Origin of the sequence: Falsiruegeria mediterranea M17 (assembly GCF_900302455.1) — a bacterium.
GTDB lineage: Bacteria > Pseudomonadota > Alphaproteobacteria > Rhodobacterales > Rhodobacteraceae > Falsiruegeria > Falsiruegeria mediterranea.
Genome location: NZ_ONZG01000003.1, coordinates 334,978 through 361,305, shown reverse-complemented (window position 1 = coordinate 361,305; position 26,328 = coordinate 334,978). Strand labels below are relative to the sequence as shown.

Below are 26,328 nucleotides of genomic sequence, written 5' to 3'. Positions count from 1 at the left end.
GGGGATTATCCGCGTCTTGGAGCGGAAGAGGCCGGATACCCGGCCCCTTCGCCCATTGGTCTTAGTAGTTCGACAGCGTCTGAACGCAGGACTTGGTTTCGGTGTTGTACATACCGCAACCCAACTCTTTCCAATCCGAGATCAGAACCGCCGATTCCGGCAGATAATCGGTCCATGCGTCGCCCGGTACCTCAGTGGTCTGGCTGATGATGTCAAACTGACCATCATCCTGGATCTCACCGATCAGGACCGGCTTGGCCAGATGGTGGTTTGGCAGCATCACAGCTGTACCGCCAGTCAGGTTCGGGAATTCCTGGCCGTACATCTCAGCGCGCACCGCGTCGACCTCAGTCGAGCCTGCTTCGGTCGCTGCGTTCACCCACATGTTGAAGCCGATGAAATGTGCTTCCATCGGGTCGTTGGTGACGCGCTCTTCGCCCATGGTGGCTTTCCAGGTTTCCACAAACTCGGCGTTCACGTCGCTCTCAGCCGACTGGAAGTAGTTCCACGCCGCCAGGTGACCGACAAGGTTCGAGGTGTCGAGACCCGCAAGCTCTTCTTCACCCACCGAAAAGGCCACGACCGGGATATCGTCTGCCGAAACGCCCGCCGCAGCAAGCTCTTTATAGAAGCCGATGTTGGCGTCCCCGTTGATGGTGGAAATCACACCAACTTTTTTGCCATCTGCGCCCAGCGCCACCACATCGGCCACGATCTTGGACCAGTCCGAGTGGCCAAAGGGCGTATAGTTCACAAAGATATCGCTATCCGCGATACCTTTACCCTTCAGGTAGCTTTCCAGAATGTTGTTGGTGGTCCTGGGGTAGACATAGTCTGTGCCGAGCAGAGCGAATTTCTCGACCCCCAGTTCCTCCAGGAAATAATCGGTGGCAGGGATGGCCTGCTGGTTGGGCGCAGCACCGGTGTAGAAGACGTTCTTCGAACTCTCTTCACCCTCATACTGCACCGGATAGAACAGCAACCCGTTCAGCTCTTCGATCACCGGCAGGACCGACTTGCGGCTGACCGAGGTCCAATTGCCAAAGATCACATCAACCTCGTGCACGCTCAGCAGTTCGCGGGCCTTTTCGGCAAACAGCGGCCAATCCGATGCCGGGTCGACCACCACGGCTTCCAGCTGTTTGCCCAGAAGGCCACCCTTTGCGTTTTGCTGGTCGATCAGCATCAGCATGGTGTCTTTCAGAGTGGTTTCCGAAATTGCCATGGTGCCCGACAGCGAGTGCAGCACGCCAACCTTGATGGTATCCTCAGCGGCCAAGGCTGCAGAGGCAAAGGTGGCAAACACTGCCGATCCGGCAAGCGTGGATTTGAGAAAGTTCATACGATCCTCCAGGCGAGGCTTTTCGCGTCTGGGCTTGCACAGATGTGCCCGATCCCTTTAGCTGTCCCCGCAACTTGATGTTGCATATCGTGTGGCGGCCGCTTCGAGGTCCAATTCGTATGGTCGCCACACACCCGCGATTGTCAGACATCGTGTCCCCAGCAGGTGCCCAATCGATTCTGCATCGCAGCAAAACAAGCAAACTTGCCAACCGTGAATCTCTGGCCAACCCCGGTGAATGCCTGTTTTTTGACCAGTTGCCACCACGTCCGCACAACAATTCATCAAATAGACCGGGTCACTGTCCTCGGTATGCCGTTTGCAATGGTGCTTTGTTCTCGTGCCCGCAAAACCGATGGCATAGCAACACGATCCGAGGACGGCCCGATCACCCTACAGGCAGACATAAACCCACACGGCGTTTCAAATCAGCCTCGTGCGCGCGGCACAGTGCACCTCAGCACCAAACGCGCAGCCGTGGGCACCGTGCTGGACAGGTTCCGGCAGACGGGTTCGCTCAAGTGTCTGTTCCCTGGGCGGCGCGGATCCACGATGGATGCGGTATTGTTGAACACGGCCGGCGGCGTGACCGGCGGCGACCAGTTTGATTTTTCTGCGCAGGCGGCCCCCGGCACCACACTTACCCTGACGACCCAAGCTTGCGAACGCGCATACAAGGCGCAGCCGGGTGAGATCGGCAAGATCACCAACCGCCTGCGGGTCGATGCGGGTGCGCGGATCAACTGGCTGCCTCAGGAAACCATTCTGTTCAATGGCAGCACCCTGCACCGCCAGCTGAAGGTCGATCTGTCCAAGGGCGCATCGCTGTTGATGGTGGAGCCTCTGGTCTTTGGTCGCCCCGCCATGGGAGAAGACGTGACAGACCTTCGCTTTCGTGACCGGATCGAGATCCGCCGCGACGGGGTGCCCTTGTTCATCGACGCCATGGCCTTGACCGGCAACGCGCGCGATCACCTCGCCAAGCCATTCATTGCAGATGGCGCGGGGGCCATGGCGTTGGTGCTGCTGATTGCAAACAACGCCGAAGCCCATCTGTCGGATCTGCAGGAGACCCTACCCGCCACCGGCGGCGTCAGCCTGCAGCAAAAAGATGTGCTGGTGATGCGGCTTCTGGCCGAAGACAGCTTTGCCTTGCGACACACCCTATTGCCCGCTCTTCAACGCCTGAACGGTGCCCCGCTCCCCCGATGCTGGAAGATATGACATGAACCTGACCCCAAGAGAAAAAGACAAGCTGCTGCTGGCCATGGCCGCCGAAGTCGCCCGCAAGCGACTGGCCCGTGGCGTGAAACTGAACCACCCCGAGGCCATCGCCCTGATCACCGACACGGTTGTCGAAGGCGCCCGCGACGGCCGCTCGGTTGCCGACATGATGGAGGCAGGTGCGCAAGTGATCACCGCTGACCAATGCATGGAGGGTATCGCGTCAATGATCCACGAAGTGCAGGTCGAAGCCACTTTTCCCGACGGCACCAAGCTCGTCACCGTTCACAACCCCATCCGCTGAAGGAGGCCCAAGATGAAGTATGTTCTGACACCCATAGCAGCCCTGACCGCAATGCCTGCCCTTGCCCATTCCGGCGCGCATCTGCATCCCCACGGTTCCGAATCCTGGTTGGCCGTCGTATTGGCAGCCGTGGTTGTGATCGGCACCATAGTCCTGGTCCGGGCACGCGCAGGCAAAGGCCCGCGCCGATGATCCCCGGCGAGCTGCTCCCGGCCGAGGGCACGTTGACACTGAATGCCGGGCGCAGCGCGCGCGCCGTTATGGTCGCAAACACCGGCGACCGGCCGGTGCAGGTCGGCAGCCATTACCACTTTGCCGAGGCCAACAGCGCGCTCGACTTCGACCGCTACACCGCGCTTGGCATGCGTCTGGACATCCCGGCGGGCACAGCGGTGCGGTTCGAGCCAGGCCAGCGGCGCGAGGTGATGCTGGTCCCTTTCATGGGGCGCCGCCACATTTACGGTTTCAACCAACACATTATGGGAGCGCTGAAAGATGCCGGGCAAGATATCTCGGAGTGATTATGCCGCCATGTTCGGTCCCACCAAAGGGGACCGACTTCGGCTCGCCGACACCGACCTGATCATCGAAGTCGAAGACGATCTGATCGTCGATCGCGCAACTGCGGCTCAGTTCAGTGAAACGGGCCTGCGCGACGATGTTTATGGCGAAGAGGTCAAATTTGGCGGCGGCAAGGTCATTCGCGACGGCATGGGGCAGTCGCAAGTCACCCGCGCAGATGGCGCCGTGGACACGGTCATCACCAATGCCCTGATCGTCGATTACACCGGCATCTACAAAGCCGACGTTGGATTGAAAAACGGCCGTATCCACAAAATCGGCAAGGCCGGGAACCCCGACACACAGCCCGGCGTGGACATTATCGTTGGCCCCGGTACCGAAGCCATCGCAGGTGAAGGGCGCATCCTGACCGCTGGTGGGTTCGACAGCCACATCCACTTCATCTGCCCGCAACAGATCGAGGACGCGCTGCATTCCGGCCTCACCACGATGCTGGGCGGTGGCACCGGGCCAGCCCATGGGACACTGGCCACCACCTGCACCCCCGGTGCCTGGCATCTGTCCCGCATGTTGCAGGCCGCCGACGCGTTCCCCATGAACCTTGCATTTGCGGGCAAAGGCAACGCATCCCTTCCTGCCGCGCTCGAAGAGCAAGTGCTTGCCGGGGCCTGCGCGCTGAAACTGCACGAGGATTGGGGGACCACGCCTGCCGCCATCGACTGTTGTCTCTCTGTGGCCGACGCGATGGACGTGCAGGTGATGATCCACACCGATACGTTGAACGAGTCCGGGTTCGTCGAAAACACCGTCGCCGCAATGAAGGGCCGCACCATCCACGCCTTTCACACCGAAGGCGCTGGCGGTGGTCACGCCCCGGACATCATCAAGATCTGCGGCGAAGAGCATGTGTTGCCGTCGTCGACCAACCCGACCCGCCCCTTCACCGTCAACACTCTGGAAGAGCATCTCGACATGCTCATGGTCTGTCACCATCTGGACAAGTCGATCCCCGAAGACGTCGCCTTTGCCGAGAGCCGCATCCGCCGCGAGACCATCGCCGCTGAAGACATCCTGCACGATATGGGCGCCTTTTCGATCATCGCGTCAGACAGCCAGGCCATGGGCCGTGTCGGCGAGGTGCTGATCCGCACATGGCAGACCGCCGACAAAATGAAGAAGCAACGCGGGCCTCTGCCGGAAGAGACAGGCGACAACGACAATTTCCGCGTCCGCCGCTATATCGCCAAGTACACCATCAACCCCGCGATCGCCCATGGGCTGAGCCACGAGATTGGCAGCATCGAAGAGGGCAAACGCGCTGATCTGGTGTTGTGGGACCCCGCCTTTTTCGGCGTCAAACCCGAGATGGTTCTTTTGGGAGGCACCATCGTCATGGCGCAAATGGGCGATCCCAATGCCTCGATCCCGACGCCACAGCCGGTCTATTCCCGGCCCATGTTCGGCGCCTATGGACGCTCGGTGGAAAACTCTGCCGTGACGTTTGTCAGTGCCGCCGCGCAAGACGCCGGGATCGGTAGCTCTCTGGGCCTCGCCAAGCAGACGCTGGCGGTTCAGAACACGCGCAACATCGGCAAGTCCCACCTCAAGCTCAACACCGCGACCCCCGAGGTCGAGGTGAACCCCGAAACCTACGAAGTGCGCGCTGACGGTGAGTTGCTGACTTGCCAACCGGCAGAGGTTCTGCCCATGGCGCAACGCTACTTCCTGTTCTGAGGCAACGACAATGACCCAAACCATCGCCCGGGCCTATCACGCCCATGCTCACAAGGACCTTACTGCGCAAGTCGCTTTGGACTACGAAGGCCGCTTCCTGCGCCGCAAGGTCCTGACCATGGATGACGGACAGTCAGTGCTGGTCGACCTGCCCAAAACAACCTCGCTAGACCACGGCGGTGTTCTGGTGCTGGAAGATGGCCGCGAGGTCGGCATCGTCGCGGCACCCGAGGACCTGCTGGAGGTCACTGGCCCTGATCTGCCCCGCATTGCCTGGCACATCGGCAACCGCCACACGCCCTGCCAGATCGAAGACGGCCGCCTGCTGATCCAGCGCGATCATGTGATCCGCGACATGCTGGGCAAGATCGGCGCCACGGTGCGCGAAGTCGTTGAACCCTTCACACCCGAAGGCGGAGCTTATGGACACGGACGCACCCATGGCCACAGCCACTGAGATTCTTACGCTGACGCAGTGGTTTTCTCCCGCCTACCCGGTGGGGGCCTTCGCTTATTCCCATGGCCTGGAGTGGGCCATCGACGTGGGCGATGTGACAACGGCTGAGCAGACCAGCGCATGGATCAAAGAGGTGCTGCGCCATGGTGCGGGGTGGAACGATGCCTTGTTCCTCGCAGCGGCCTATCACGCGGATGCGGAGGATCTCGCGGACATCGATGCAACTGCTCGCGCCTTTGCCGCCTCTTCAGAACGGCTGAAAGAAACCCGACTTCAGGGCGAGGCCTTTTGCGAGGTGACCACCAAGGTCTGGGCAACCGATCTCGAACATCTGACTTACCCCGTCGCGGTGGGTCGTGCGGCCCGACTTGAGGGGCTGCCACTGGAATTGACCACAAAATTCTACCTGATGGCCTTTGTCTCCAATCTTGCAGCCGTCGCCATGCGACTAGTGCCGCTGGGTCAAACCGACGGCCAACGACTGATCCGAGACCTCACCCCGCTCTGCACCCAGATTACCGAAGAGGCCAACTGCGCCTCACTCGACGACCTCGCCAGCACCAGCTTCCTTGGCGACATCGCCGCGATGAAGCATGAAACCCAGTATTCAAGGATTTTCCGAACATGAGCACGATGAATGGCCCCCTACGCGTGGGGATCGGCGGCCCTGTGGGCGCAGGCAAGACCACCCTCACCGCTGCCCTCAGCGAAGCTCTGCGTGAAACGCATTCGATTGGTGTCATCACCAATGACATCTACACGCAAGAAGACGCCGAAGCGCTGATGCGCATGCAAATCCTGCCGCAGGACCGTATCATTGGCGTGGAAACCGGCGGCTGCCCGCACACCGCGATCCGCGAGGACGCCTCGATCAACCTGGCAGCCGTAGCCGAGATGGTGGAACGCCACCCCGAGGTCGAAATCGTCCTGATCGAAAGCGGCGGCGACAACCTGTCCGCAACCTTCAGCCCGGAACTGGCTGACGTCACGCTCTATGTTATCGATGTAGCAGCCGGTGAAGAGATCCCCCGCAAGGGCGGGCCTGCCATCACCAAGTCCGACATCCTCATCATAAACAAGACTGACCTCGCACCGCATGTCGGTGCCTCATTGGAGGTCATGGATGGCGACGCCCGCCGCATGAGGCAAGACCGACCCTATGTGTTTGCGTCCTTGAAGCACAGAAAGGGTGTTGCCGGGATCGTCAAAATGCTGTCCTCAATCGGAGGGTTTGAAGTACCGGAGCCAACGCAGCAAATCACCTGTTCTTGAAACAGGGGCTGAAAAATGAACTCCACTGGGTAAATGTCAGACGCTCTTTGCAAAGACCTTGAAAGTCGGATCTGGGCTGTTTGCGACTATTGCGATCGTACCCGGCGAAGTGCAAGGGCGCAGGAAATGCAGGGCAACCCGCCATGACAAACGTCCAAAAGCGTTTTTTCCTGACAGCAACGCACCGCACGGTCGAGCTTCGTACGTCTGGGGCTATTGCATGGCCATCTGCGCGTTTGTTTTGTTGAAAGCGCTTTGTCGAACCTCGTCGATTAAACTGGCGGCCCAAGTGCTGCGCTAGGAACCGCCAACCTTGCGGGTCGCATTTTGGACGAAGCGACGATTGTCGTCACAACCATCGCCGACGAACTTGATTCCACGTTGGCAAACGCCTCTGTCACTGACTTTGGCGAACTTGGTGACATCTCATTGCGCGAAGCGAATGCAATATCCCAAGCGGGCGACACGATCCAGTTTGATGGCACAGATTTTACAGGCGGCGCGGCCGGCTTTTCTGCGAGTTGGAGATTGGCAAGCTTGTAGAAATTGACGGGTCGACCGCAACCGATGTTGTGATCAGCGGCGATGCAAACAGCGATGGCATTACGCTGGCGGGGACCTTTATCACGGATGTGGCGGCTGCTGACGCTGGCGACTTGATGGATGACAACGCTCGGGTGTTCAATATTACCACCAACGGCGCAACCTTTGTTCAGCTGACCATCACTGGCGGCAATGCAATCGGCCTGGGCGGCGGGCGTGTACGCGTCGCGAATGGTACAAACGTTACGTTTGGGGGGGTTACTGTTGCCGGAAACAGCGCAAGCTTCAAAGGCAGGGGAGATTTAAACCAAGGCGTCGTCACGTTCAGCAACTCAACGATATTTGGAAACAAGTCCGGAAGCTATGGTGCCGACCAATACTACGATTTCCGGCAACACGCCGGATGGCGAACGCGGTGACATCCGCAACAACGGTTCTGGCGCTATAACCAACTCTACAATTTCGGGCAATTTCGCCGAAGTGTCGGGTGCAGCATAAGCCAAAACGGTGCAGCAATCGCGCTGACCAATTCCATTGTGGTGGGAAACACCGTCACTGGTCTGCTCTCGGGAAGTACACTCATCCTCTCTGCTGTTGATGACGTCGGTGACTATGCGATTGGTGGATCAAATACCTTGGATGCCGGGGTGTTCGAGTTGTTTCTGCCAACCTTATACAACGATGTTTTGGCCCAGAACCCCGGCCAGGACACCATTGATGCGTTGTGCGGCGATGATGGGATCAACGGCAACGGCCGCGACAACTTGATCCTCGCGGGGGCCGGCTATGACGCGATCTCGGGGGACCCGGTGAAGACACCCTGAACGGAGGGTTGGACGATGACACGTTGAACGGCGGCGCGGGTTTGGACTTTGTGATCTTTGACGGCAACCGGGCGGATTATACGATCACCCGGAGCTCGACGACGGATGTGAGGGTGACCGGCACGGATGGCACCGACAGCCTGATCTCGGTCGAGTATTTCCAGTTCGACGACGAGACTGCGAATATCTGGCAATTCGCGATCGCCTCAGGCGGAAATCAGAACAAGACCCCAGGCTCGCGGTGTACAATCTGGAGATTATTACCTTGATGCTTTGCGCCCTGAAGGCGTATTCAAGGGTGCAATTCCCAATTGGGGTTCCAAATTTCTTTATGATCCAGGTAAATGTTTTATGTCTAATCCCAGCACGGATACAATTCCCAACATAATTAACGGCGCAAACCCCCTGGTACCAGTGGGGAGCGCTGTCACCGGCTATGCGCAGCGCGGGTCACGTGACACGGATGTGTACCGCCTGGAGCTGGAAGCCGGTCAAGCCTATGTTTTGAATGGAAAACAATTCGTGTCCTGGAGCGGAGGCTATTTTTCTGTTCTGCGTCCCAATGGGGATGCGGAAAATGTGCCTTTGATCTATTCCAACACAAGCGGCCCCAGCTTTTTCAGCTCAGATGTGGATTTCTATCTCAAATATGATGTTGATACGACGCTGTATTTCTCTGCAAGCACGCCTTTTCTCTCCACACGAAAATACGAATTTTCACTGAATGAGGCCACTGTTGCCCCCAGTACCGCGCAGGACGACGCGCTGACATGGAACAATGGCTATGACATCTATGACGGTGGCGACGGCATTGACACGCTGTCATTTGCGCATTTTGCAAACCCGGTTGAGATCGGGTTGTATTATGGCATCGTGAAGGGGGTTGATATTACCGAACCCTCATCCGCTGTTTCGATCCAGAATATCGAACGTATCGAGGGAACCGCTGGAAACGATCGCCTGATCGGGGATTATTTCAGGCCAGGGTACGGTGGTCAGTATAGCGTTGAGCACAAGGCAAACGCAGAGGATATCACCTGGCTGGGTCTGGACGGCGATGACAAGCTTGGGTCGACCACCGGGGTGACGGTATTCGATGGTGGTGCTGGCAATGACACGGCTGACTATTCAGGTGCCGGACGAGGGGGTGAGCAAGCTGGACGGATAAACGTGTCCCTGCTGCGTGGCACCGGCCAATCCGGAGATGCCGAAGGCGACCAGTTGATCTCGATCGAAAACCTGATCGGCGGCTCGGGAAATGATACGCTGACTGGCGATCAGGGGGCTAACCTGCTGAATGGCGGCGACGGGATTGATCGCCTCATGGGACTTGGCGGCGATGACACGTTGGATGGCGGAGGGCGACCGCCTTATCCGAATAGAGATATCAACGATCTGGACCGGGCTGTTTTCGGCTTTGATCGAGATGAATACACGATCACTGTCACTGAGAATGCCGACAATGAACTGTCGGCCATCGTGGATCATGTGGGTGGTGATGGATCGGACGGCCGGGATGTGGTGCACAATATCGCCTGGCTTGAATTTGCGGATCAATCCTATCTGATCGGCAGCTTTGTGGACACGGTGCCCGATGCGCCCAATTCCGGAAACCCGGTCATGACCCTGGGAGTTGCTGCAACCATGCAGGTCGATCATCCCCTGGACAAGGACACCTATGCAATCGACCTGGAGGTGGGGCAAGTCTATCAGTTTGCTCTGGAGTCCGGTGACCCGTTTGAGCTGAAAGGATATACACTTTTTGCCCCCGATGGCAGCGAAGTGGATTTGATTGGGGTGGAATCAAGCCGTTTCAACGCGCCCAAGTATCAGTCTGTTCAGTTCGAAGTCTCGGAAACCGGGCGCTATCACTTGCAACACGATAATGGAGGCACCTCGGAGGCACTTAACCAAAGTTTCCGTGGAACCTACGGCTTTGGCCGCCCCGATGCCTTCGGTGTGCTTGTCACCCAAACATCGCCCGCACCGTCCGGAACCAATGGCGATGATATCATTCTGGCCTCGCAAAGCGGCACCTACGTAAACGGGGGCACCGGGCAGGACCGGTTTGTGGCCGATATGCCCGACGATATTGCCCAGGTTTCGTATGTTCAATGGAACGGTTATCTCTCTGCAACAGCAGGACAGTCGCCCACGTTTTTCCTGAGCAGTACTCACGGCCGTGATGCGGATGGGCGCTCGACCCAGACGGCCCACAACATCACAGTCAAACAGGTGGAAACCTTTGTTGGCACCGAACACAAGGATCTTTTCCAAGTGTATTCGGATCAGGGGTATCGCCACACCGACCGCATTGCCTTTGAGGGACGCGGTGGAGATGACACCTTCTACAGCACCATTGGTCAGAACCATTTCGATGGGGGCGACGGCATAGACGTTGTTGATTACAGCCGCGTGCGCACAATTCTGGGAGAGGCACCACAGGGGCTGCGCGTTGATCTTGCCGCCGGCACCGGACAGGGCGGCGCTACGGACGGGGACACATTTGCCTCGATCGAGCGCGTGACCGGTACGATCAACAACGATGTCCTGATTGCGGGCTCTGACACCACGGAGTTGAACGGCTACTCCGGCAACGATTGGCTGTTGGCTGGATCCAGCGGGCATCGATTGAACGGGTCAGGCGGGTCGGACACCGCGTCCTTTGTCAATTTGCAGGACACGCCGGGGCGCGCGGCCACTGAGTTCCGGCTTCGCATCGACCTTGAAGAAGGCAAGGCGCACAGTCATGATCCAAGCCAGGTCTACGATCTGATCTCGATCGAGCGGACCACCGGCACGATCTATGCGGACCTGCTTCGTGGGGATAGACAAGACAACGAACTGCGCGGCCTGGGCGATTACGACTGGTTCATCGCCACCGAGGGCAACGACACGCTGGATGGCGGCAATGGCCGCGATATGGTGACCTTCATCGAAGCGGAGAACTCCGGCGCGGCAACAGTCACCGACGTGTTCTCGGCCACTGGTGCACCACCAAGCGGGGCGCAGGCCAATGGGGTGCTGGTCGATCTGTCGAACCCGGCCAACAACACCGGACTGGCCGCGGGCCTGACCATGACCAGCATCGAGCGGGTCACCGGCTCGTCCTATCAGGACGTGTTTTACGGCGACAACGGCTCGAACGATTTTCGCGGGCTTGGCGGCTATGACTGGTTTGTCGGTTCGGCCGGCGGGCGCGAGCGCTATTTCGGCGGTGCTGGCGTCGACACGGTGACCTATTTCCAGTCCACCTCGGGCGTCGCGGCGTCCTTGCGCAATGGCGCCCCGGTGAACGGCCAGGAGACGGGCTATGGCAGCCGCGGCGACGCGGTGCGGGATCTTTATTTCGAGATCGAGAACCTGGTGGGCAGCAACTTTGACGACCATCTGACCGGCAACAACGGGCGCAATTACCTGTCAGGCCTGGACGGGGATGACTTCCTGTTCGGCTATGGCGGCGGCGACTATTTCAAGGGCGGCGCGGGCAACGATACGATCAACGGTGGCGGCGGATCGGACTTTGCGATCTTTGACGGCAACCGCGGCGATTACACGATCACGCGCAGCTCGACGACGGATGTGACGGTGACCGGCGCGGACGGCACCGACAGCCTGATCTCGGTCGAGTATTTCCAGTTCGACGACGAGACCGCGAATATCTGGCAATTCTCGATCGCTTAAGGGTTCCGCGTCGTGCAATCATGGCCGGGCTGGGCGACCAGGGCTGATGTGCTCCCACAATCGAACGAGAACGGGATGCAGCTTTCTTGTGGCTTTAGGTGTTTGGCCAGTGAAAAGCATAGGTCCTGTCCCGTTATCGGCCCTGCCCCACTGCGCCTTAAAGTGTTGATGCCAATTGAAAGCAATGGCCGTTCACTGTGCTCAATGCGTGATGACTGTGCATTCCTTGAAATTGAACCCGCGGACCTCGGCTGATTTTAATGCCCGCACCAGCTCTTCGGACATAAACGTGGCAAGCGTGATGTCGTCGCGCCACAAATGACGTCCATGGGCTGCGTCTGCGAGTACCACACAGGCTTCTTTGGTGAGCGCGCGCAACCTAATGACCTCGCGACCGGTGTTTTTTTGCGTAATTTGTGCAATCTGCGACCGCCCCATATCGACAGTGCGTGCCGTGGCGTGGACATTGATGAAATAACAGGGCCGTTCGATCCGCTGCTGACTTCCAAAAGACCACATGCGCGGAATCTGGACGATGTCGTGCAGGTCCGGCTCAAACTGGCGGATGATGTCGGCGACTCTTTGGCTGATGACAGCGTTTTTCTCGTCGAATGCCTGAAAAATATCGCCTACTTCGTCAATCGTTCCTCCGGCGACCACCCAATAGCGATCTATGAACTCGAATGTTGGATGTTCCAGCGGTTTGGCGGTGAAACTATCAAGATCCATGTATTTGCTGGGATTCGCTGGCCCGGTATCCTCTTTTGGGTTTTGGTTTTCGCTCCACCGGAGACCCGCATTTACGTCTTCCCAAGCCGTATTTGGCCGATAAATCATCATTTGCTCTGTCCTCTGCCCGCAAATGTTCAAACATCGCTAAGAAACGTCTCTGCAATCCCATCGGCCCACGCGAACGATGAGACGACATAAACCACTACGAGGGTTTTGCCCGTTGTCCAGCCCGCCAATCTGATTCATGTCTGCGGGCATTCCCGCTCAGCGAAACAGCTCTGTCACGGGAAAGGTTCTCATCGGGTTTGGGCCGTGACAAACGGCTTTTCTGTGCCGGATTCGCACCCAAGATATCCTACCTGAAGGTACGCCGGGCCCCTAGCCTGCTATGGCCTTATCCGACACCAGGCGCATCCCCAGATGCGCCGGTGGGGCGCCAACGGCACAGCCGCCTCTTGCAGGGTCCCGAACCAGAAAGGGAACTGCCGCAACATGTTCGCCACCGACGAAGAAAGCCGGGCAACGGTCGGGGTCAATGCCTTCGTTACTGCCTGCATAGCACTCTTGCGTCCATTCCCAGACGCTGCCGTCCAGATCAGCGATCCCCTCGGGGGACATGGAAAAACTTCCCTGTGATTTGAGGCCCCTGGGCGCAAGATCCTGGGTCAGGTAGCTTGACGCCCATGTCAGCGACGGGTCGGTAAAGATCGGATCAGGTTCCTCGGGCAACACGGTGTCTGCCATGTGTTCCCATTCGGCAATCGTGGGCAACCGAAAGCCGTGCCCTGTGGCTGCATTGAACCATCGCAGGTATTCGTTCACATCCAGATAATTCAGTCCCGTGGCCGGCGTCGACTTGGGATCAAGGCCAGAACGGGTGCGCAGCTCCAGCATACATCCGCCATCGGTGTGGCACCGGTTCCATTCCGCAACCGTCACCTCGTACCGTTGGACATGAAGCACCTTGCCATCGGGCAAGGCAACCGGATCGTTGGCCATGTCCGGCATGGGTTGGGTCGGTGCCGAGGGAAGACCAGAAACAACCCAGCCTGCAAAAAGGGCCACCGCCACACCAGCACCCATCCAGCCAAAAAGGCGCTTTTGGGTGTTTTTTAGTGTGGCGGTGGCGTTCATGATCGTCAGTCCTGTGTCAGGTTGCAAAGGGACGCGGAGCGACGACCTGTTCCATCAGATTGTTGTCCCACTCACCTTCGACGATGAAGTGTGCGGTGGCCCCCAAAAGGGCAGCTTCGATCAGGTTGTGGTTCACATAGGCGTACACACCGGGCTGTTCGAAGGTGTACATCGCTGCAACGGCACAGCCGCCACGAACGAACCAGGTTTCGACCCCGGTCTGGGGTGTGTCGGTGAACGAGGTTTCCCAGACATAGTTGCCGTGACCACCGATCAGGTGCGGACGGGTGTCGCGGTTGGCCTGGTTGTGGATCATCAGAACCGTTTCACCGACCTTGAACTTCATCGCGTTCTCACCGGTCAGGGCGCCAACCGCGCCGTTGAACACCGAGTGTGTCGGGGTCAGCGTGCGCATCGCCTCGAGGCTGTCAGCATAGTCGTCACCGGCCGCTTCATAGGTCTTGTACTCGCCGTTTTCGTCCATCGGCAGATAGTAGTCCTGCTCGCCGATATAGGCGATCTTGTCGTACTTCAGCGGGTTGCCATCGGCGTCCTTCAGGCCATCGCGCGGCAGCACCATGACAGCGCCGTTCATTCCGTGGGTGACGTGATAAGGGATCATCGCACCACCGGGTGCGCAGTGATAGGTGAAGCAGCCGGGCTTTGTCGCTTTCCAGCGCAGCACGGTTTCCTCGCCCGGATAGACGTGGGTCAGGCCACCGCCGCCCAGCGCACCGGTCGAGGCGTGGAAGTCGATGTTGTGCTCCATCACGCTGTCTTCGGGATTGCGCAGGGTCAGCTCGATCATGTCGCCCTCGTGGCAGATGATCAGCGGACCGGGGACCGAGCCGTTGTAGGTCAGCGCCCAGACAGAGGCACCGGTGTCTTCATCCACCACCATCAGACGCTCGGTGGTGTCCATGGTGATCTCGATGATCTTTGGCCCGCCTGTGGCGATCTGCTCGTGTTCGGGGGCAAAGGGCGGCGCCACCAGTTCCTGTTTGACGCGGGTGTAACCGGACAGGTCCGCAGGTTTCGCGGTGCTGTCAGCTGTCTGCTCGGCGGCGGCCTTGTGCAGGTTCTTTGACGCGGCATCTGCCTTGAGCGGCATGGGGCTGCGACGGGCGGCCATGGCGGTGGCACCGGTCATCGCGGCCGCACCGGCCAGAACCGAGCCGCGCAGCACATTGCGGCGGCTTGTTTTCATGAGGCCTGGGTTGATGAACTTGGTCATTTTATCCTCCTTGGGGTCGGATGTGGGCAGCGGGTCCTAATCCCGCTGCCAAAACAGGGATCAGAAGTTTGCCAGTTGGGCTTCGAAACGTTGCTTGGCTTTCTTTGGCACGCGGCCTTCCAGGAAATCCTCGGGCGGCTGGACGTCGCCAACGGCGATCGTCATCACCATGCCCATGGCGTAGTGCGGCTTGCAGATCACACCATAGACACCTTCAGTTTCCAGAGTGATCTCAATCTCTTGGTTGATCTTGCCTTTAAAGCCTTCGGCCCCTTCCGGGATCAGGCCCTTGCCGGTCTCGGCGTTATGGCCCTTGTCACTTGCCAGGAACTTGATGGTGTCCCCCGGCGCGGCCTGAATGAACGCCGGCTCAAAGACCATACGTTCACCGTCGGTGCCCTTGTTGAGCATCTTGACCTCAAAGGTTTCCGCAAAGGCAGCGCCAGCCATCAACGTGGCCAAGGCGGCTCCGGTTGCAATTGCGCGGATCATCGGTCTGTCCTTCCATTTTTGATCTCTTGAGCCAGACTCTATTGGGTTCCGCGCGATGAAATTTGCGCTGGCGCAAGGTTTGCGTGGTTTTTGGGAATGGCAGTGCCAAGCGAACTGGCTTTGTTGCGGCGATTGTGCCAATTCGGAAAGGCCATGACTGAAAACGCCAAGAAGATCCTGCCGCGGCTCGATGAAAGCCTGCTGACGCACCTGCCGCCTTTTTCGAAACTCGAACGGCGTCAGATCCGTGTCATTCTGGATCAGGCCAGTTCACGGCGCTACGACGAAGGCGCACACATTTTTGAAGAGGGTGAGACCGCCGAGCGGTTTTTCATGCTGCTTGATGGCTATGTCCGTGTGGTGCGCGTTACCCAGACGGGCGAACAGGTCACGGCGCTGCACATTCCATCCGGGCAGCTGTTGGGCATTGCCAAGGCCATAGGGCGGGAAAGCTATCCCGCGACAGCCGTTACCGCGACCGAGTCCATCGTGCTCAGCTGGCCGATGCGGCTGTGGGACACCTTTGTTACGGAATACGACGGCTTTGCAACCGAGACCTACAAGACCGTGGGCCACCGTGTTGGCGAGCTGAATACGCGCATCGTTGAACTGGCCACCCAGCAGGTCGAACAGCGTGTGGCCAATGCCCTGTTGCGCCTGATCAACCAAACCGGACGCAAGGTCGACGACGGGATCGAGATCGACTTTCCGATCACTCGTCAGGACCTGTCTGAACTGACCGCCACCACTTTACACACAGTCAGCCGCCTGCTCAGCGCGTGGGAAAAGCAGGGGATTGTCGAAAGCAAACGCAAGCGGATCAAGGTGACCGACCCCCATGCGCTGGTAGAGCTTTCTCAACCCTGACCGTCGACGGCACACTGCAACTCGGACCGGAACTCCTCTTCGTCCAGATCGTACTCTGTGCAGGCATCCGCAACCGTATGGAACGGGTTGACCAGACATCCGACGCATAACATCCCGTGCCTCAGAAAGACCTCGATGGTCTGGGGCCAGATCGTCATAACATCCGACAACATCAATTCCGGGTCATCCAGGTGGGGCATGCGCGTGTCCTTTCCCCTCTCACGCTAGAGGTTGAACCGCGACAAACGTTGCGCTGGCGCAAATTTGGACCTCAACACCCGGGCTATCCCTAGGCATCCCGAGGTGAAGGAGGCCAACGCATGGCTGAAATCTTAACAAAATCGCGGGCGCGCAACATCTTCTACGGGGGTTCGATATTCTTTGTCGTGATCTTCGTGGGGATGACCGTCCACAGCCACCGATACGTGGTGAACAAATCAACTGCAGGTATGGAACTGAGCGAAGAGGTCATTCTGGGCAAACACGTCTGGGAGCGCCATTCCTGCATCAACTGTCACAGCCTGCACGGCGAAGGCGCCTATTTCGCGCCCGAGTTGGGCAACGTCATGACCCGGTGGGACGTGATGGATTCGCCAGAAGACGCCTATGAGACGCTGGACGGCTGGATGAAATCACAACCCACCGGCATCGAAGGCCGTCGCCAGATGCCGTTCTTTGAGCTGACCGAAGAAGAAACACGCGGCCTGGCCGAGTTCCTTCGTTGGGCCGATCAAACCGACACGCAGGGCTGGCCGCCCAACGACGCGGGTTAACAGGCGCAAGGAGAAAATCCATGAAATATCAATCTCAAAAAGTGGCGTACTACTACTTTCTGGCGGCCATTGCCCTGTTTGGCATTCAGGTGCTTGGCGGGTTGTTGGCGGGCTGGATCTATGTTTCGCCCAATTTCCTGTCTGAACTCTTGCCGTTCAACATCATCCGAATGATCCACACCAACGCGCTGATCGTCTGGCTGCTCTTGGGCTTCTTTGGCGCCGCCTATTTCCTGATCCCCGAGGAATCCGAGCGCGAGATCTATTCGGTCAAGCTGGCCTATGTTCAGCTGATCATTCTGCTGGTCGGCACACTTGGCGCAGTTGGGTCCTACCTTGTGGGCATCCACGGTGGGCGAGAGTTCCTGGAACAACCTCTGTGGGTCAAATTCGGCATTCTGGTGGCTGCACTGATCTTCTTGTTCAACGTCTCGATGACGGTTCTGTCGGGCAAGAAAACCGCGATCACCAACGTGCTGCTCATGGGGCTGTGGCTCTTGTCGCTTTTGTGGGTCTTTGCCTTCATCAACCCCGACAACCTCTCCTTGGACAAGATGTACTGGTGGTTTGTTGTCCACCTCTGGGTCGAGGCGACCTGGGAGCTGGTGATGGCCGCGATCCTGGCCTTCCTGCTGCTGAAATTGACCGGTGTGGACCGCGAAGTGGTCGAGAAATGGCTTTACGTCATCGTCGCCACCGCTCTCTTTTCCGGCATCCTTGGCACCGGGCACCACTTCTACTGGATCGGTTTGCCGGGCTACTGGCAATGGATCGGGTCCATCTTCTCGACGTTTGAGGTGATCCCGTTCTTCCTGATGATGAGCTTTGCCTTTGTCATGGTTTGGAAAGGCCGCAAGAACCACCCCAACAAGGCCGCGCTGCTGTGGTCGCTGGGGGCATCGACGGTTGCGTTCTTTGGCGCCGGTGTCTGGGGTTTCCTGCACACGCTGCACGGGGTGAACTTTTACAGCCACGGCACGCAAATCACTGCAGCCCACGGTCACCTGGCATTCTACGGAGCTTATGTGGCGCTGAACCTGGCGATGTTTACTTACGCAATGCCGATGCTGCGCGGACGGATGCCGTACAACCAGGTGCTCAACATGGCTTCGTTCTGGCTGATGACTGGCGGGATGGCGTTCATGACCTTTGTCCTGACCTTTGCGGGCACCATCCAGACTCACATGCAGCGGGTTGTTGGTGACTACTACATGGACGTGCAGGACAGCCTGTCGGTGTTCTATCTGATGCGGTTCGGCGCAGGTGCTGCCGTGGTGATCGGGGCGCTGCTCTTCATCTACGCGATGCTTGTTGTTCGCAAAGACGAAGTCATTGCCCCCGGCGCAGCAAGCTCGGTTCCAGGAGAGTAAGGTATGAACATGCAATCTCCCCCCTCCCTGCCGTTTTACCATCCCGTCGCACGAGAGTGCGAGCTGTTCGAGGCGGCCTATGACAACGGTTTGCCCCTTCTTTTGAAGGGGCCGACCGGCTGCGGCAAAACCCGTTTTGTGGAACATATGGCCGCAAAACTGGGCAAGCCGCTTTATACCGTGGCCTGCCATGACGACCTGTCGGCGGCGGATCTGATCGGGCGCTATTTGCTCAAGGGCGGCGAAACCGTCTGGGTCGATGGCCCGCTCACCCGCGCGGTACGCGAAGGTGGCATCTGTTACCTCGATGAGGTGGTCGAGGCCCGCAAAGACGTGACCGTGGTCCTGCACCCGCTGACCGACACCCGGCGCACGCTGATGATCGACCGCACGGGTGAAGAGCTGGTGGCGCCTGCTGGTTTCATGCTGGTGGCGTCTTACAACCCCGGCTACCAAAACGTGCTCAAACGGCTGAAACCCTCGACCCGCCAGCGGTTCCTGTCGATCTCTTTCGACTTCCCGCGTGAAGAGACCGAGATCGCAATTGTCGCGCAGGAAAGCCGTCTGGAACCGGGTCGCGTCGCGCCCTTGGTTCGGCTGGGCGGGCATATCCGCGAGCTGTCGGGCATGGACCTGGAAGAGGGCGTGTCCACCCGTCTGCTGATCTATGCCGCCACCCTGATGGCAGGTGGAATGGGTGTAACCCAAGCGATCGAGGCCGCCATTGTCGAGCCGCTGACGGACGAGCCGGACATGCAGCAGGCGCTGCGCGATCTGGTCGCCACCATTTACGGATAGACCGATGCGACTTTTGGATCTGATGGAGCCCGAAGAGGCGGTCGGCAACCTGTGGCACGACATGGCCAGCGGCATCGCCTTGGGCGAAAGCCACCCAGAGGCAGCGGTCATGCTTGCTTCGGTGCGCTCCAGCCTTTCCGTGCTGTTTCGCGCCTTGGGCGGCGCCAAGGGGGTGGAACTGACCGAGGCTCCTGCCACTCTGGTGCGCCATCGTCGCCCCATGCGTCGCGCTCTGGGGGCCGAGCGGGACCGGGAATGGGTCGCCAGCTATGATGGCGAGCGTCTGTCGCTGCCGCCTGCCATCGCCGCTTTCCCCGAGGCACGTCTGAACCGGGCTGCGTATTTCTGGCTGACGGCACAGGCTGCAGTTAGTCAGCTTTCTGAAATGGACCTTCCTGAGGATGGTCCCGCTCTGGATGCGGCGCAAATTCAGTCAAATGCCACAGCGGCCGACCGTGCGTTCAAACGTTGTCCAGGATTGCGGGATCCCCATGCTGAAATGGTGCGTCACTGCGCCGATACCCGGCCACAAGTGATCCGATCGGGGCTGGAAGCTACCGTCGAAAAAGCAGTTTGCGATCAACTTTGCGGTGCCTCGGCAAACCTGCAATCCGATCAGAATCCACGCGGCTACAAACCCTTTGCCCCGGTTCCCATCTGGCTGCGGTACGCCAAGCCGGGGTCCGGAGCTGCGGCCACGGACGAGCAGGCCGATCCCGTCGCTCCGCCCCCGAACGCGGCCCACACCCACCGCAAGCTGGGTGAGCGCAAGGATCAGGACCAACAGAACCGCAAGGACAGCTTTATCATCCACCGCTTTGAATCGATCCTGTCCTGGGTCGAGTCGATGAATATCAACCGCAGCGTCGATGATGACGACGACGAGAACGCACAGAAAGCAGCCGACGATCAGGACCAGATCACCCTGTCCAAACACGACCGCAAGGCCGCAACCCGGCTGCGGCTGCATCTGGATCTGTCGCCCGCCGACGCCGATCACGAAGCACTGGCAGGCGAATTCACATACCCCGAGTGGAACCACCGGTCCCGCAGCTACATGGACGGGCATTGCCGCGTGCTCGAGGCCCCGGCGCAGCCGGATGACAGGCACCCGTTCCATCCCAACGAACGCCGCGTCCGCGAGGTGCGACGTCAATTCGAGGCGCTGCGCCCCCGCCGCATATTGCAACCGCGACAGGTGGACGGGTCAGAGCTGGATCTCGACGCCCTGCTGACAGCACGGGCCGATCTGGTCGCCACGGGGCGTGGTTCGGATCGTATCTGGCAGGCTTTGCGGCAAACGGATCGCGATTTGTCGGTGGCCTTTCTGATCGACAATTCCCGCTCGACCGAGGCTGCCATCGGCGACACATCCGTGATCGAAGTGGCCCGCGAAGCCATGGCTGCCCTTGCTGCCGGGATTGATGCTGCCGGGGACCGGCTGGGCATCTGGGGCTTTTCCTCGCTCCGACGTGATCGGGTGTTCCTGACCAAGTGCAAAGCCTTTGACGCGCCACTGAACGCCGACACCACCGCCAACATCGGTGCACTACGCCCCGGGCACTATACACGACTGGGTGCCGCCATTCGCCACGTCAGCGCACAGCTGGCCAATGAGCCCTCGGCCCACAAGCTGCTGATCGTCCTGACCGACGGCAAGCCCAACGATCTGGACCACTACGAAGGCCAGCACGGCATCGAAGACAGCCACATGGCCGTGCGCGAGGCACGCCGCAATGGGTTGAGCCTGCACGGCGTCATCATTGATGAGGATGGCCAGGACTGGTTTGCCCGCATCTTTGGCCGTGGCGGTTTTACCCTATTGCCCAACCCCGAGCGGCTGACCCGCGCCTTGCCCGAAATCTACCGCACCCTGACAAAGGAGACCTGACATGCGGAAACTCTCGCTACTGCTGTTCGTTTTGGCCTCGCCCGCATGGGCCGCCAGCTTTGACCGCCCGATTCCGCAGGCCCAATCGGCAACCGCTGAATTCTGGTTTGCTGCTGGCAGCATCGCTCTGCTTTTGGCCTTGGCGGCCGTGCATTGGCTGGTGTCCAGACGATGAACCAACGCGACCGGTCCGTGGTGCGTATCACCTTGCTCCTTTATCCATTGGGGGCAGGTGCTATGGCAGTGAACGTGTTCTTTGCGTCGTTGATCTTCAGCTGGATCGGCCTGCCTGTGCTGTCAACGGGCTGGTCCATTGGGGTTGGATGCCTCATTGGCGCGCCTGCGACCTGGTTTTTTGCCCGTCATATCAGGCATCTGATGGATGTCGCAGACGACAGAACGACCAAGTAAACTCGTTCCCATCCCGGCACACCCCATGGATGCCCCGGATGACCGCTTCGACAACTGCGTCGGCCATGACCTGGTTGCGGGGTTAGTGCAGCTTTTGGTTCCCACCTGCACTGCCGCCACCACCTCAGGCGTCAAAGGATTGCAAAATCAATAGCGACCAGGCCGCAGCAAGCTGAACACCCGAGACGGCAACGACCTTACCACGCGAGTCACATGCCATGTTCCATTGAATGTCAGGTTTCCGTTGTGCCGAAACAGCGGGCAGTTTCGCAGCGGCACAGACAGAATGACAAACAACGGATCCCGCTCGACCCGGGGCGGTCGGACCAGTTGCCCCTCGCCCTGACCAAACCCCGAAAACTCATGGGCAGAATAGATCACGCTGGACGAGACCGCCTGCCCCGGTTCCAGCCACAGGTATGGGCTACGAAAACGCTCGACCCCGGTCACCCCTGCGTCCGACCGGGCCATCGGCAAGTTGTCGGTTGCACTGAACTGTTCGACAAACACCTGCGGCGTCCCGCCTTGGGCAGGCAAGCAAACCGGGCGTTCCTGCCTATTTTGCAAGTCATAGCGGACAAGAACACGACCGTCGTGCAAGACGGACAGGCTGTCGACCGTCAGCGCGTGATCCTGTTGGGCCTGCGCAGATGTACCCGACACCAGCAAGGCAACCACCAGCAATAGAAAATGTCGTGGAATGGGCATGGGGGCCTGGGATCGGTTCGGTCATGACGTGCAGGTCGTTGCTCTAGCCGCCTTGGGAACAAACCACAAGTCGCGCCCGTTGCATCACCCGCCCTTGAGCCGCTGCATCAGATAGACCTCGCTGTCGGCGCTGACCGGCTCGGTCAATCCGCTGGCGATGATGCGCCCATCCACGGCCACCGAGACACCCGCATCGATCGGGCCCTTCAGTTGTGGATAGGCTTTGACGAGGCCCGACAGGACCTCGCCGACGGTGGAGGCCTCGACCTCCACCACCTGTTTGCCGCCGGTCAGACTGCGCAGACCGGACCAGAGGTTGACCTCAACCATCCGCTTTGAGCGCCGCCAGAATGCGGGGCGGCGACATCGGCAGCTCGTGCATCCGAACGCCAGCCGCACGCGACACCGCGTTGGCAATGGCCGCCAAGGGAGGCACGATGCCGGTCTCGCCTACACCGCGCACACCGTAGGGGTGGCCGGGGTTGGGAACCTCGACGATCACTGTGTCGATCATCGGCAGGTCCGAAGCGACGGGAATGCGATAGTCAAGGAACACGGCGTTCTGCAGACGCCCATCTTCGCCATAGATGTATTCCTCGTTCAGCGCCCAACCGATGCCTTGTGCGGCACCGCCTTGGAATTGACCCTCGACATAGGCCGGGTGAACCGCTTTGCCGGCGTCCTGAATAACCGTGTAGCGCGGGATCGAGGTCTTGCCGGTTTCCGGGTCCACCTGTGCGTCCACGATATGCACGCCAAACGACACGCCAGCCCCTTCGGGCGTGGCTTCGAAATGGCCCGAGATCGGACCGCCTGTGGCGCCCATGTCGGCCGTGATGTCAGCCATCGCTAACGGCTCAAAGTCGCCCGCGTTTGGCCCTGACGGCACCGCACAGCCGTCTTCCCACTTCACGGCATCCTCGGGGATGCCCCACTTGGCCGCAGCGCGTTTACACATCTCGGCAATCGCCGCCTGCGCCGCCTTGATGGTGGCAAGACCAGACGCATAGGTCACGCGCGAGCCGTGGCTGACGTCGTTGTAGCCCAATGTCGCGGTGTCAGCGATAGTCACGCGGATGTTCTCGTACGGAATACCCAGCGTTTCCGACGCCATCAGCGCCATGGACGCGCGGCTGCCGCCGATGTCGGGCGTGCCGACCGAGACCTGAACGGTGCCATCTTCGCTCAGCGCCAGCGATACCGAGGTTTCGCCGCCGTGGTTAAACCAGAAGCCGCAGGAAATCCCACGTCCCTGTCCCTGCTCCAGCGGGGCCGAGTAATGCGGATGATCGCGTGCTGCTTCCAGACATTCGACCAGGCCGATGTCGTCAAAGCGCGGGCCATAGCTGGCTTTGGTGCCTTTTTTCGAGGCGTTCTTCAGACGCACCTCGACCGGGTCCAAATCCAGTTCCTGACACAGCAGGTCGATGACCGATTCCACCGCAAAGGCCGCCATGGGCGAACCCGGCGCACGGTATGCGGCCTGTTTCGGACGGTTGGCGATGACGTCGTACCCCACCTGTCGGACGTTCTCCAACGCGTAAGGCGCAAAGGCGCACATGGCGGTGAATTCCATCGGCGCACCAGGGAAGGCGCCGCCCTGCAGGCGGAACACCCCTTCGGCGGCGGTGATGGTGCCGTCCTTTTTCATGCCGATCTTGACGTCCATCGAGGTCGATGAGGTCGGACCGGTGGCGCGCAGCACCTCGGACCGGCTCATCACCAATTTCACCGGACGATTGGCTTTGCGCGACAGGGCCAGTGCAACCGGCTCGATGAACACAGTGGTTTTGCCGCCAAAGCCGCCGCCGATTTCCGATGCGGTTACGCGCAACTGCGAGGTTTCGATACCCAAGAGGGCGGCACAGTGTTTTTGGGCATACCAGTGCCCTTGCGTGGTGCACCACAACTCTCCCTTGCCGTCCGCGCCAAGCGAGGCCAGACAGGCATGGGGTTCGATATAGCCTTGGTGGGTGGCTTCGGTCTTGAAACTGTCCTCGATCACCAGATCAGCCTCAGCAAAGCCTGCCGCAACATCACCGTGACCGCTCTCGTGATAGCGCACGACGTTCGGGTGCATCCCCTCGGGAACCGAGCCATCGGCGGTGCCGTCGCGGATCACCGGAGCATCGGCGGCCATCGCCTTGTCCACATCAGTGACGTGCGGCAGCACTTCGTACTCGACCTCGATCAGCTTGGCCGCGTCGCGCGCGTCCAGGGCCGAGGTTGCAGCCACAGCCGCCACCGCGTGGCCGTCATAAAGCGCGGTATCGCCCGCCATGACGTTTTCCTGCACGTTCCAGAACTCGCCGGTCAGGCCAGTGGCGAAATCGGCGCGGGTCACCACAGCTTTGACGCCCTTCATGGCCTCAGCCTTGGACGTGTCGATTTTCACGATCCGGGCATGGGCATGGGGCGAACGCACGATGGCACCAAACAGCATCCCCGGGGCCACGGCGTCGGCGCCAAACTTGGCGCGACCAGTGACTTTATCCAGCCCATCGGGGCGGTCGGGGCGTGTGCCCACAAAAGTGAAGTCGGATTTACGATCGTCCAGAGCCATTACGACGCCTCCCGCATTTCAGTGGCCGCGTCCATAACGGCGCGAATGATCTTGTCATAGCCGGTGCACCGGCACAGGTTGCCGGCCAGCCAATAGCGAACTTCGGTCTCGGTCGGGTTCGGGTTCTTTTCCAACAGCGACTTGGCCGCCACCAAGATACCTGGCGTGCAGATACCGCATTGCAAAGCAGCGTGTTCGATGAACTTGCGCTGCAACGGGTGCAGCGTGTCACCCTCGGCGATGCCTTCGACCGTGGCGATCTCTTTGCCCTCGGCTTCGGCCCCCAGCACCAGGCAGGAACAAACCAGACGACCATCGATGGTGACCGAACAGGCCCCACAGTCGCCGGTGCCACAGCCCTCTTTTGCGCCAGTCAGGTTCAACCTGTCGCGCAGCACGTCGAGGAGCGTTTCGCGCGGATCGCACAGGAACTCGGTCTCGTCGCCGTTCACTGTTGTTGTGACGTGGATCTTGCTCATGCGTGATCTCCTTTCACGGTCTCGCCCTTGGCACGGGCATAGGCGATTTTCGCCGCGCGTTTGGCCAGAACACCGGCCACATCTGTGCGGAACTCGACGGTGCCGCGTTTGTCGGTGATCGGGTTGCACGCGGCCGAAGCCGCTGCTGCCAGCGCGTCCAACGCCGCATCATCCAGCGTCGAGCCGATGATTGCATCGGCGCACTCTTGCACCAACAAAACGGTCGGTGCCACAGCGCCCAAAGATACGCGTGCTTCGGTCACGGTGTCGCCGTCCAATCGCAACGAAACAGCCACGCCGACAACCGCGATGTCCATTTCGGTGCGCGGGATAAAACGCAGATAAGCGTCGCCTGCGTTGTCGCCGCGTGCCGGGATGTTTACGGCCGACACCAGCTCGCCCTTGGCAAGTGACGTGCGCCCGGGGCCAGTGGGGATGTCCCCAACCGCAACCTCGCGGCTGCCATCCGCACCGGTGACGGTGACCGTCACACCAGCAGCGACCATCGCCGGAACGCTGTCTGCCGCGGGTGACCCGTTGCACAGGTTGCCGGTCAATGTGGCGCGGCCCTGTACCTGGGTCGAGCCCACAAGGTCCATCGCCTCGACCACACCGGGCCAGTCCCGCGACAGGCTGGCATGCTCGGTCATCTCGGCGCCGGTGACGGCCACGCCAAGCGTCCAGCTGCCGTCATCGTTCTGGGTGATGTCGCTGACGCCATCAATCTTCTTGATGTCGATAAGTGTGTCTGGGGTGACGATATCCGCGCGCAGCTGCACCAGGACATCCGTCCCGCCCGCAAGAAACCGCGTCACGCCATCTGCGTTTTCAGCCAGAGCCGAGGCTTCGGCAAAACTGGCAGGGCTGTGATAGTTCATATTTACCTCGCACCTGTTGGTCAGGAATTGACTGGGTGGTTTGAGGCGACGTTAGAACAGCAACTCAGGTAGGTCCATGGCCAGTAGCGACA

The 26,328-nt window shown here is 59.8% G+C and carries 31 protein-coding genes; 20 read left to right on the top strand and 11 right to left on the bottom strand.

The window, feature by feature from the left end:
- Nucleotides 1–61: 61 nt before the first annotated feature.
- A complete protein-coding gene (gene urtA, locus TRM7615_RS07875; protein WP_108786350.1) occupies nt 62–1,342 on the bottom strand; it encodes an urea ABC transporter substrate-binding protein in 1,281 nt (426 codons plus the stop codon).
- A gap of 324 nt (nt 1,343–1,666) precedes the next feature.
- Between urtA and TRM7615_RS07870 the strand changes: the two genes are divergently transcribed.
- From TRM7615_RS07870 to TRM7615_RS07810, 13 genes are all read left to right on the top strand, one after another.
- Nucleotides 1,667–2,566 (top strand): urease accessory protein UreD, encoded by a 900-nt coding sequence (locus TRM7615_RS07870; protein ID WP_108786493.1) that lies wholly within the window; start codon nt 1,667–1,669, stop codon nt 2,564–2,566.
- 1 nt (nt 2,567) lies between these two features.
- The gene (locus TRM7615_RS07865; RefSeq protein WP_108786349.1) at nt 2,568–2,870 is read left to right on the top strand and encodes an urease subunit gamma; all 303 of its coding nucleotides are present in this window, start codon (nt 2,568–2,570) and stop codon (nt 2,868–2,870) included.
- A gap of 12 nt (nt 2,871–2,882) precedes the next feature.
- Complete coding sequence (locus tag TRM7615_RS07860; RefSeq protein ID WP_108786348.1) at nt 2,883–3,062, top strand: hypothetical protein; 180 nt, start codon at nt 2,883–2,885, stop codon at nt 3,060–3,062.
- Nucleotides 3,059–3,391 (top strand): urease subunit beta, encoded by a 333-nt coding sequence (locus tag TRM7615_RS07855; RefSeq protein ID WP_108786347.1) that lies wholly within the window; start codon nt 3,059–3,061, stop codon nt 3,389–3,391. The genes TRM7615_RS07860 and TRM7615_RS07855 overlap by 4 nt, the downstream gene beginning before the upstream one ends.
- The gene (gene ureC / locus TRM7615_RS07850) at nt 3,366–5,126 is read left to right on the top strand and encodes an urease subunit alpha (RefSeq protein WP_108786346.1); all 1,761 of its coding nucleotides are present in this window, start codon (nt 3,366–3,368) and stop codon (nt 5,124–5,126) included. Before TRM7615_RS07855 ends, ureC begins: the two co-directional genes overlap by 26 nt.
- A gap of 10 nt (nt 5,127–5,136) precedes the next feature.
- Nucleotides 5,137–5,583 carry an urease accessory protein UreE gene (ureE, locus tag TRM7615_RS07845; RefSeq protein WP_108786345.1) on the top strand — a complete coding sequence of 149 codons (447 nt, stop codon included), beginning with the start codon at nt 5,137–5,139 and terminating at the stop codon, nt 5,581–5,583.
- Nucleotides 5,567–6,211 carry an urease accessory protein UreF gene (locus TRM7615_RS07840; RefSeq protein WP_108786344.1) on the top strand — a complete coding sequence of 215 codons (645 nt, stop codon included), beginning with the start codon at nt 5,567–5,569 and terminating at the stop codon, nt 6,209–6,211. Before ureE ends, TRM7615_RS07840 begins: the two co-directional genes overlap by 17 nt.
- Complete coding sequence (gene ureG, locus TRM7615_RS07835) at nt 6,208–6,855, top strand: urease accessory protein UreG (RefSeq protein ID WP_108786343.1); 648 nt, start codon at nt 6,208–6,210, stop codon at nt 6,853–6,855. Before TRM7615_RS07840 ends, ureG begins: the two co-directional genes overlap by 4 nt.
- 327 nt (nt 6,856–7,182) lie before the next feature.
- Nucleotides 7,183–7,398: a hypothetical protein gene (locus tag TRM7615_RS07830; RefSeq protein WP_108786342.1), complete on the top strand. Its 216-nt coding sequence runs from the start codon at nt 7,183–7,185 to the stop codon at nt 7,396–7,398.
- Nucleotides 7,377–7,817: a hypothetical protein gene (locus tag TRM7615_RS07825; protein ID WP_108786341.1), complete on the top strand. Its 441-nt coding sequence runs from the start codon at nt 7,377–7,379 to the stop codon at nt 7,815–7,817. Before TRM7615_RS07830 ends, TRM7615_RS07825 begins: the two co-directional genes overlap by 22 nt.
- A gap of 117 nt (nt 7,818–7,934) precedes the next feature.
- Nucleotides 7,935–8,222 carry a hypothetical protein gene (locus tag TRM7615_RS07820; RefSeq protein ID WP_108786340.1) on the top strand — a complete coding sequence of 96 codons (288 nt, stop codon included), beginning with the start codon at nt 7,935–7,937 and terminating at the stop codon, nt 8,220–8,222.
- A gap of 8 nt (nt 8,223–8,230) precedes the next feature.
- A complete protein-coding gene (locus TRM7615_RS07815; protein WP_108786339.1) occupies nt 8,231–8,491 on the top strand; it encodes a hypothetical protein in 261 nt (86 codons plus the stop codon).
- 82 nt (nt 8,492–8,573) lie between these two features.
- Nucleotides 8,574–11,906, top strand: coding sequence for a calcium-binding protein (locus tag TRM7615_RS07810; RefSeq protein ID WP_108786338.1), 3,333 nt, complete (start codon nt 8,574–8,576; stop codon nt 11,904–11,906).
- A gap of 201 nt (nt 11,907–12,107) precedes the next feature.
- On the opposite strand, the gene TRM7615_RS07805 is transcribed toward TRM7615_RS07810, so the two are convergent.
- From TRM7615_RS07805 to TRM7615_RS07790, 4 genes are all read right to left on the bottom strand, one after another.
- Nucleotides 12,108–12,746, bottom strand: coding sequence for an imm11 family protein (locus tag TRM7615_RS07805; RefSeq protein ID WP_108786337.1), 639 nt, complete (start codon nt 12,744–12,746; stop codon nt 12,108–12,110).
- A 270-nt stretch (nt 12,747–13,016) separates the two neighbouring features.
- Nucleotides 13,017–13,772, bottom strand: a complete 756-nt coding sequence (locus tag TRM7615_RS07800; protein WP_165821387.1) for a formylglycine-generating enzyme family protein — start codon at nt 13,770–13,772, stop codon at nt 13,017–13,019.
- A 16-nt stretch (nt 13,773–13,788) separates the two neighbouring features.
- On the bottom strand, nt 13,789–15,006 hold the full coding sequence (gene nirK / locus TRM7615_RS07795) for a copper-containing nitrite reductase (RefSeq protein ID WP_108786336.1): 1,218 nt from the start codon (nt 15,004–15,006) through the stop codon (nt 13,789–13,791).
- 60 nt (nt 15,007–15,066) lie between these two features.
- Nucleotides 15,067–15,498 carry a pseudoazurin gene (locus TRM7615_RS07790; RefSeq protein ID WP_108786335.1) on the bottom strand — a complete coding sequence of 144 codons (432 nt, stop codon included), beginning with the start codon at nt 15,496–15,498 and terminating at the stop codon, nt 15,067–15,069.
- Nucleotides 15,499–15,675: 177 nt separating this feature from the next.
- Between TRM7615_RS07790 and TRM7615_RS07785 the strand changes: the two genes are divergently transcribed.
- On the top strand, nt 15,676–16,365 hold the full coding sequence (locus tag TRM7615_RS07785; RefSeq protein ID WP_165821393.1) for a Crp/Fnr family transcriptional regulator: 690 nt from the start codon (nt 15,676–15,678) through the stop codon (nt 16,363–16,365).
- Here TRM7615_RS07785 and TRM7615_RS07780 read toward each other — a convergent pair.
- Entirely contained in the window at nt 16,356–16,565 is a 210-nt protein-coding gene (locus TRM7615_RS07780; RefSeq protein ID WP_108786333.1) for a DUF1858 domain-containing protein, read from the bottom strand. The two genes, TRM7615_RS07785 and TRM7615_RS07780, sit on opposite strands and share 10 nt — an antisense overlap.
- Before the next feature lie 120 nt (nt 16,566–16,685).
- Here TRM7615_RS07780 and TRM7615_RS07775 point away from each other — a divergent pair, with 120 nt between their 5' ends.
- From TRM7615_RS07775 to TRM7615_RS07750, 6 genes are read left to right on the top strand one after another with little or no spacing between them, the layout of a single operon-like run.
- The gene (locus TRM7615_RS07775; RefSeq protein ID WP_108786332.1) at nt 16,686–17,138 is read left to right on the top strand and encodes a c-type cytochrome; all 453 of its coding nucleotides are present in this window, start codon (nt 16,686–16,688) and stop codon (nt 17,136–17,138) included.
- A 20-nt stretch (nt 17,139–17,158) separates the two neighbouring features.
- Nucleotides 17,159–18,508: a cbb3-type cytochrome c oxidase subunit I gene (locus tag TRM7615_RS07770; RefSeq protein ID WP_108786331.1), complete on the top strand. Its 1,350-nt coding sequence runs from the start codon at nt 17,159–17,161 to the stop codon at nt 18,506–18,508.
- 3 nt (nt 18,509–18,511) lie between these two features.
- Nucleotides 18,512–19,306 carry a CbbQ/NirQ/NorQ/GpvN family protein gene (locus tag TRM7615_RS07765; RefSeq protein WP_108786330.1) on the top strand — a complete coding sequence of 265 codons (795 nt, stop codon included), beginning with the start codon at nt 18,512–18,514 and terminating at the stop codon, nt 19,304–19,306.
- A 4-nt stretch (nt 19,307–19,310) separates the two neighbouring features.
- Nucleotides 19,311–21,197 carry a nitric oxide reductase activation protein NorD gene (locus TRM7615_RS07760; RefSeq protein WP_108786329.1) on the top strand — a complete coding sequence of 629 codons (1,887 nt, stop codon included), beginning with the start codon at nt 19,311–19,313 and terminating at the stop codon, nt 21,195–21,197.
- Between the two features lies 1 nt (nt 21,198).
- On the top strand, nt 21,199–21,372 hold the full coding sequence (locus TRM7615_RS07755; protein ID WP_108786328.1) for a protein NnrT: 174 nt from the start codon (nt 21,199–21,201) through the stop codon (nt 21,370–21,372).
- Nucleotides 21,369–21,608, top strand: coding sequence for an NnrT protein (locus TRM7615_RS07750; RefSeq protein ID WP_108786327.1), 240 nt, complete (start codon nt 21,369–21,371; stop codon nt 21,606–21,608). The genes TRM7615_RS07755 and TRM7615_RS07750 overlap by 4 nt, the downstream gene beginning before the upstream one ends.
- 147 nt (nt 21,609–21,755) lie before the next feature.
- Here TRM7615_RS07750 and TRM7615_RS07745 read toward each other — a convergent pair whose 3' ends face one another.
- The 5 genes from TRM7615_RS07745 to TRM7615_RS07725 form a co-directional block, all read right to left on the bottom strand.
- The gene (locus TRM7615_RS07745; protein ID WP_108786326.1) at nt 21,756–22,316 is read right to left on the bottom strand and encodes a hypothetical protein; all 561 of its coding nucleotides are present in this window, start codon (nt 22,314–22,316) and stop codon (nt 21,756–21,758) included.
- Between the two features lie 84 nt (nt 22,317–22,400).
- Nucleotides 22,401–22,646, bottom strand: a complete 246-nt coding sequence (locus TRM7615_RS07740) for a MoaD/ThiS family protein (RefSeq protein WP_108786325.1) — start codon at nt 22,644–22,646, stop codon at nt 22,401–22,403.
- Nucleotides 22,639–24,879, bottom strand: coding sequence for a xanthine dehydrogenase family protein molybdopterin-binding subunit (locus tag TRM7615_RS07735; protein WP_108786324.1), 2,241 nt, complete (start codon nt 24,877–24,879; stop codon nt 22,639–22,641). The genes TRM7615_RS07740 and TRM7615_RS07735 overlap by 8 nt, the downstream gene beginning before the upstream one ends.
- Nucleotides 24,879–25,358: a (2Fe-2S)-binding protein gene (locus TRM7615_RS07730; protein WP_108786323.1), complete on the bottom strand. Its 480-nt coding sequence runs from the start codon at nt 25,356–25,358 to the stop codon at nt 24,879–24,881. The genes TRM7615_RS07735 and TRM7615_RS07730 overlap by 1 nt, the downstream gene beginning before the upstream one ends.
- The gene (locus tag TRM7615_RS07725; RefSeq protein WP_108786322.1) at nt 25,355–26,236 is read right to left on the bottom strand and encodes an FAD binding domain-containing protein; all 882 of its coding nucleotides are present in this window, start codon (nt 26,234–26,236) and stop codon (nt 25,355–25,357) included. Before TRM7615_RS07725 ends, TRM7615_RS07730 begins: the two co-directional genes overlap by 4 nt.
- Between the last annotated feature and the right edge of the window lie 92 nt (nt 26,237–26,328).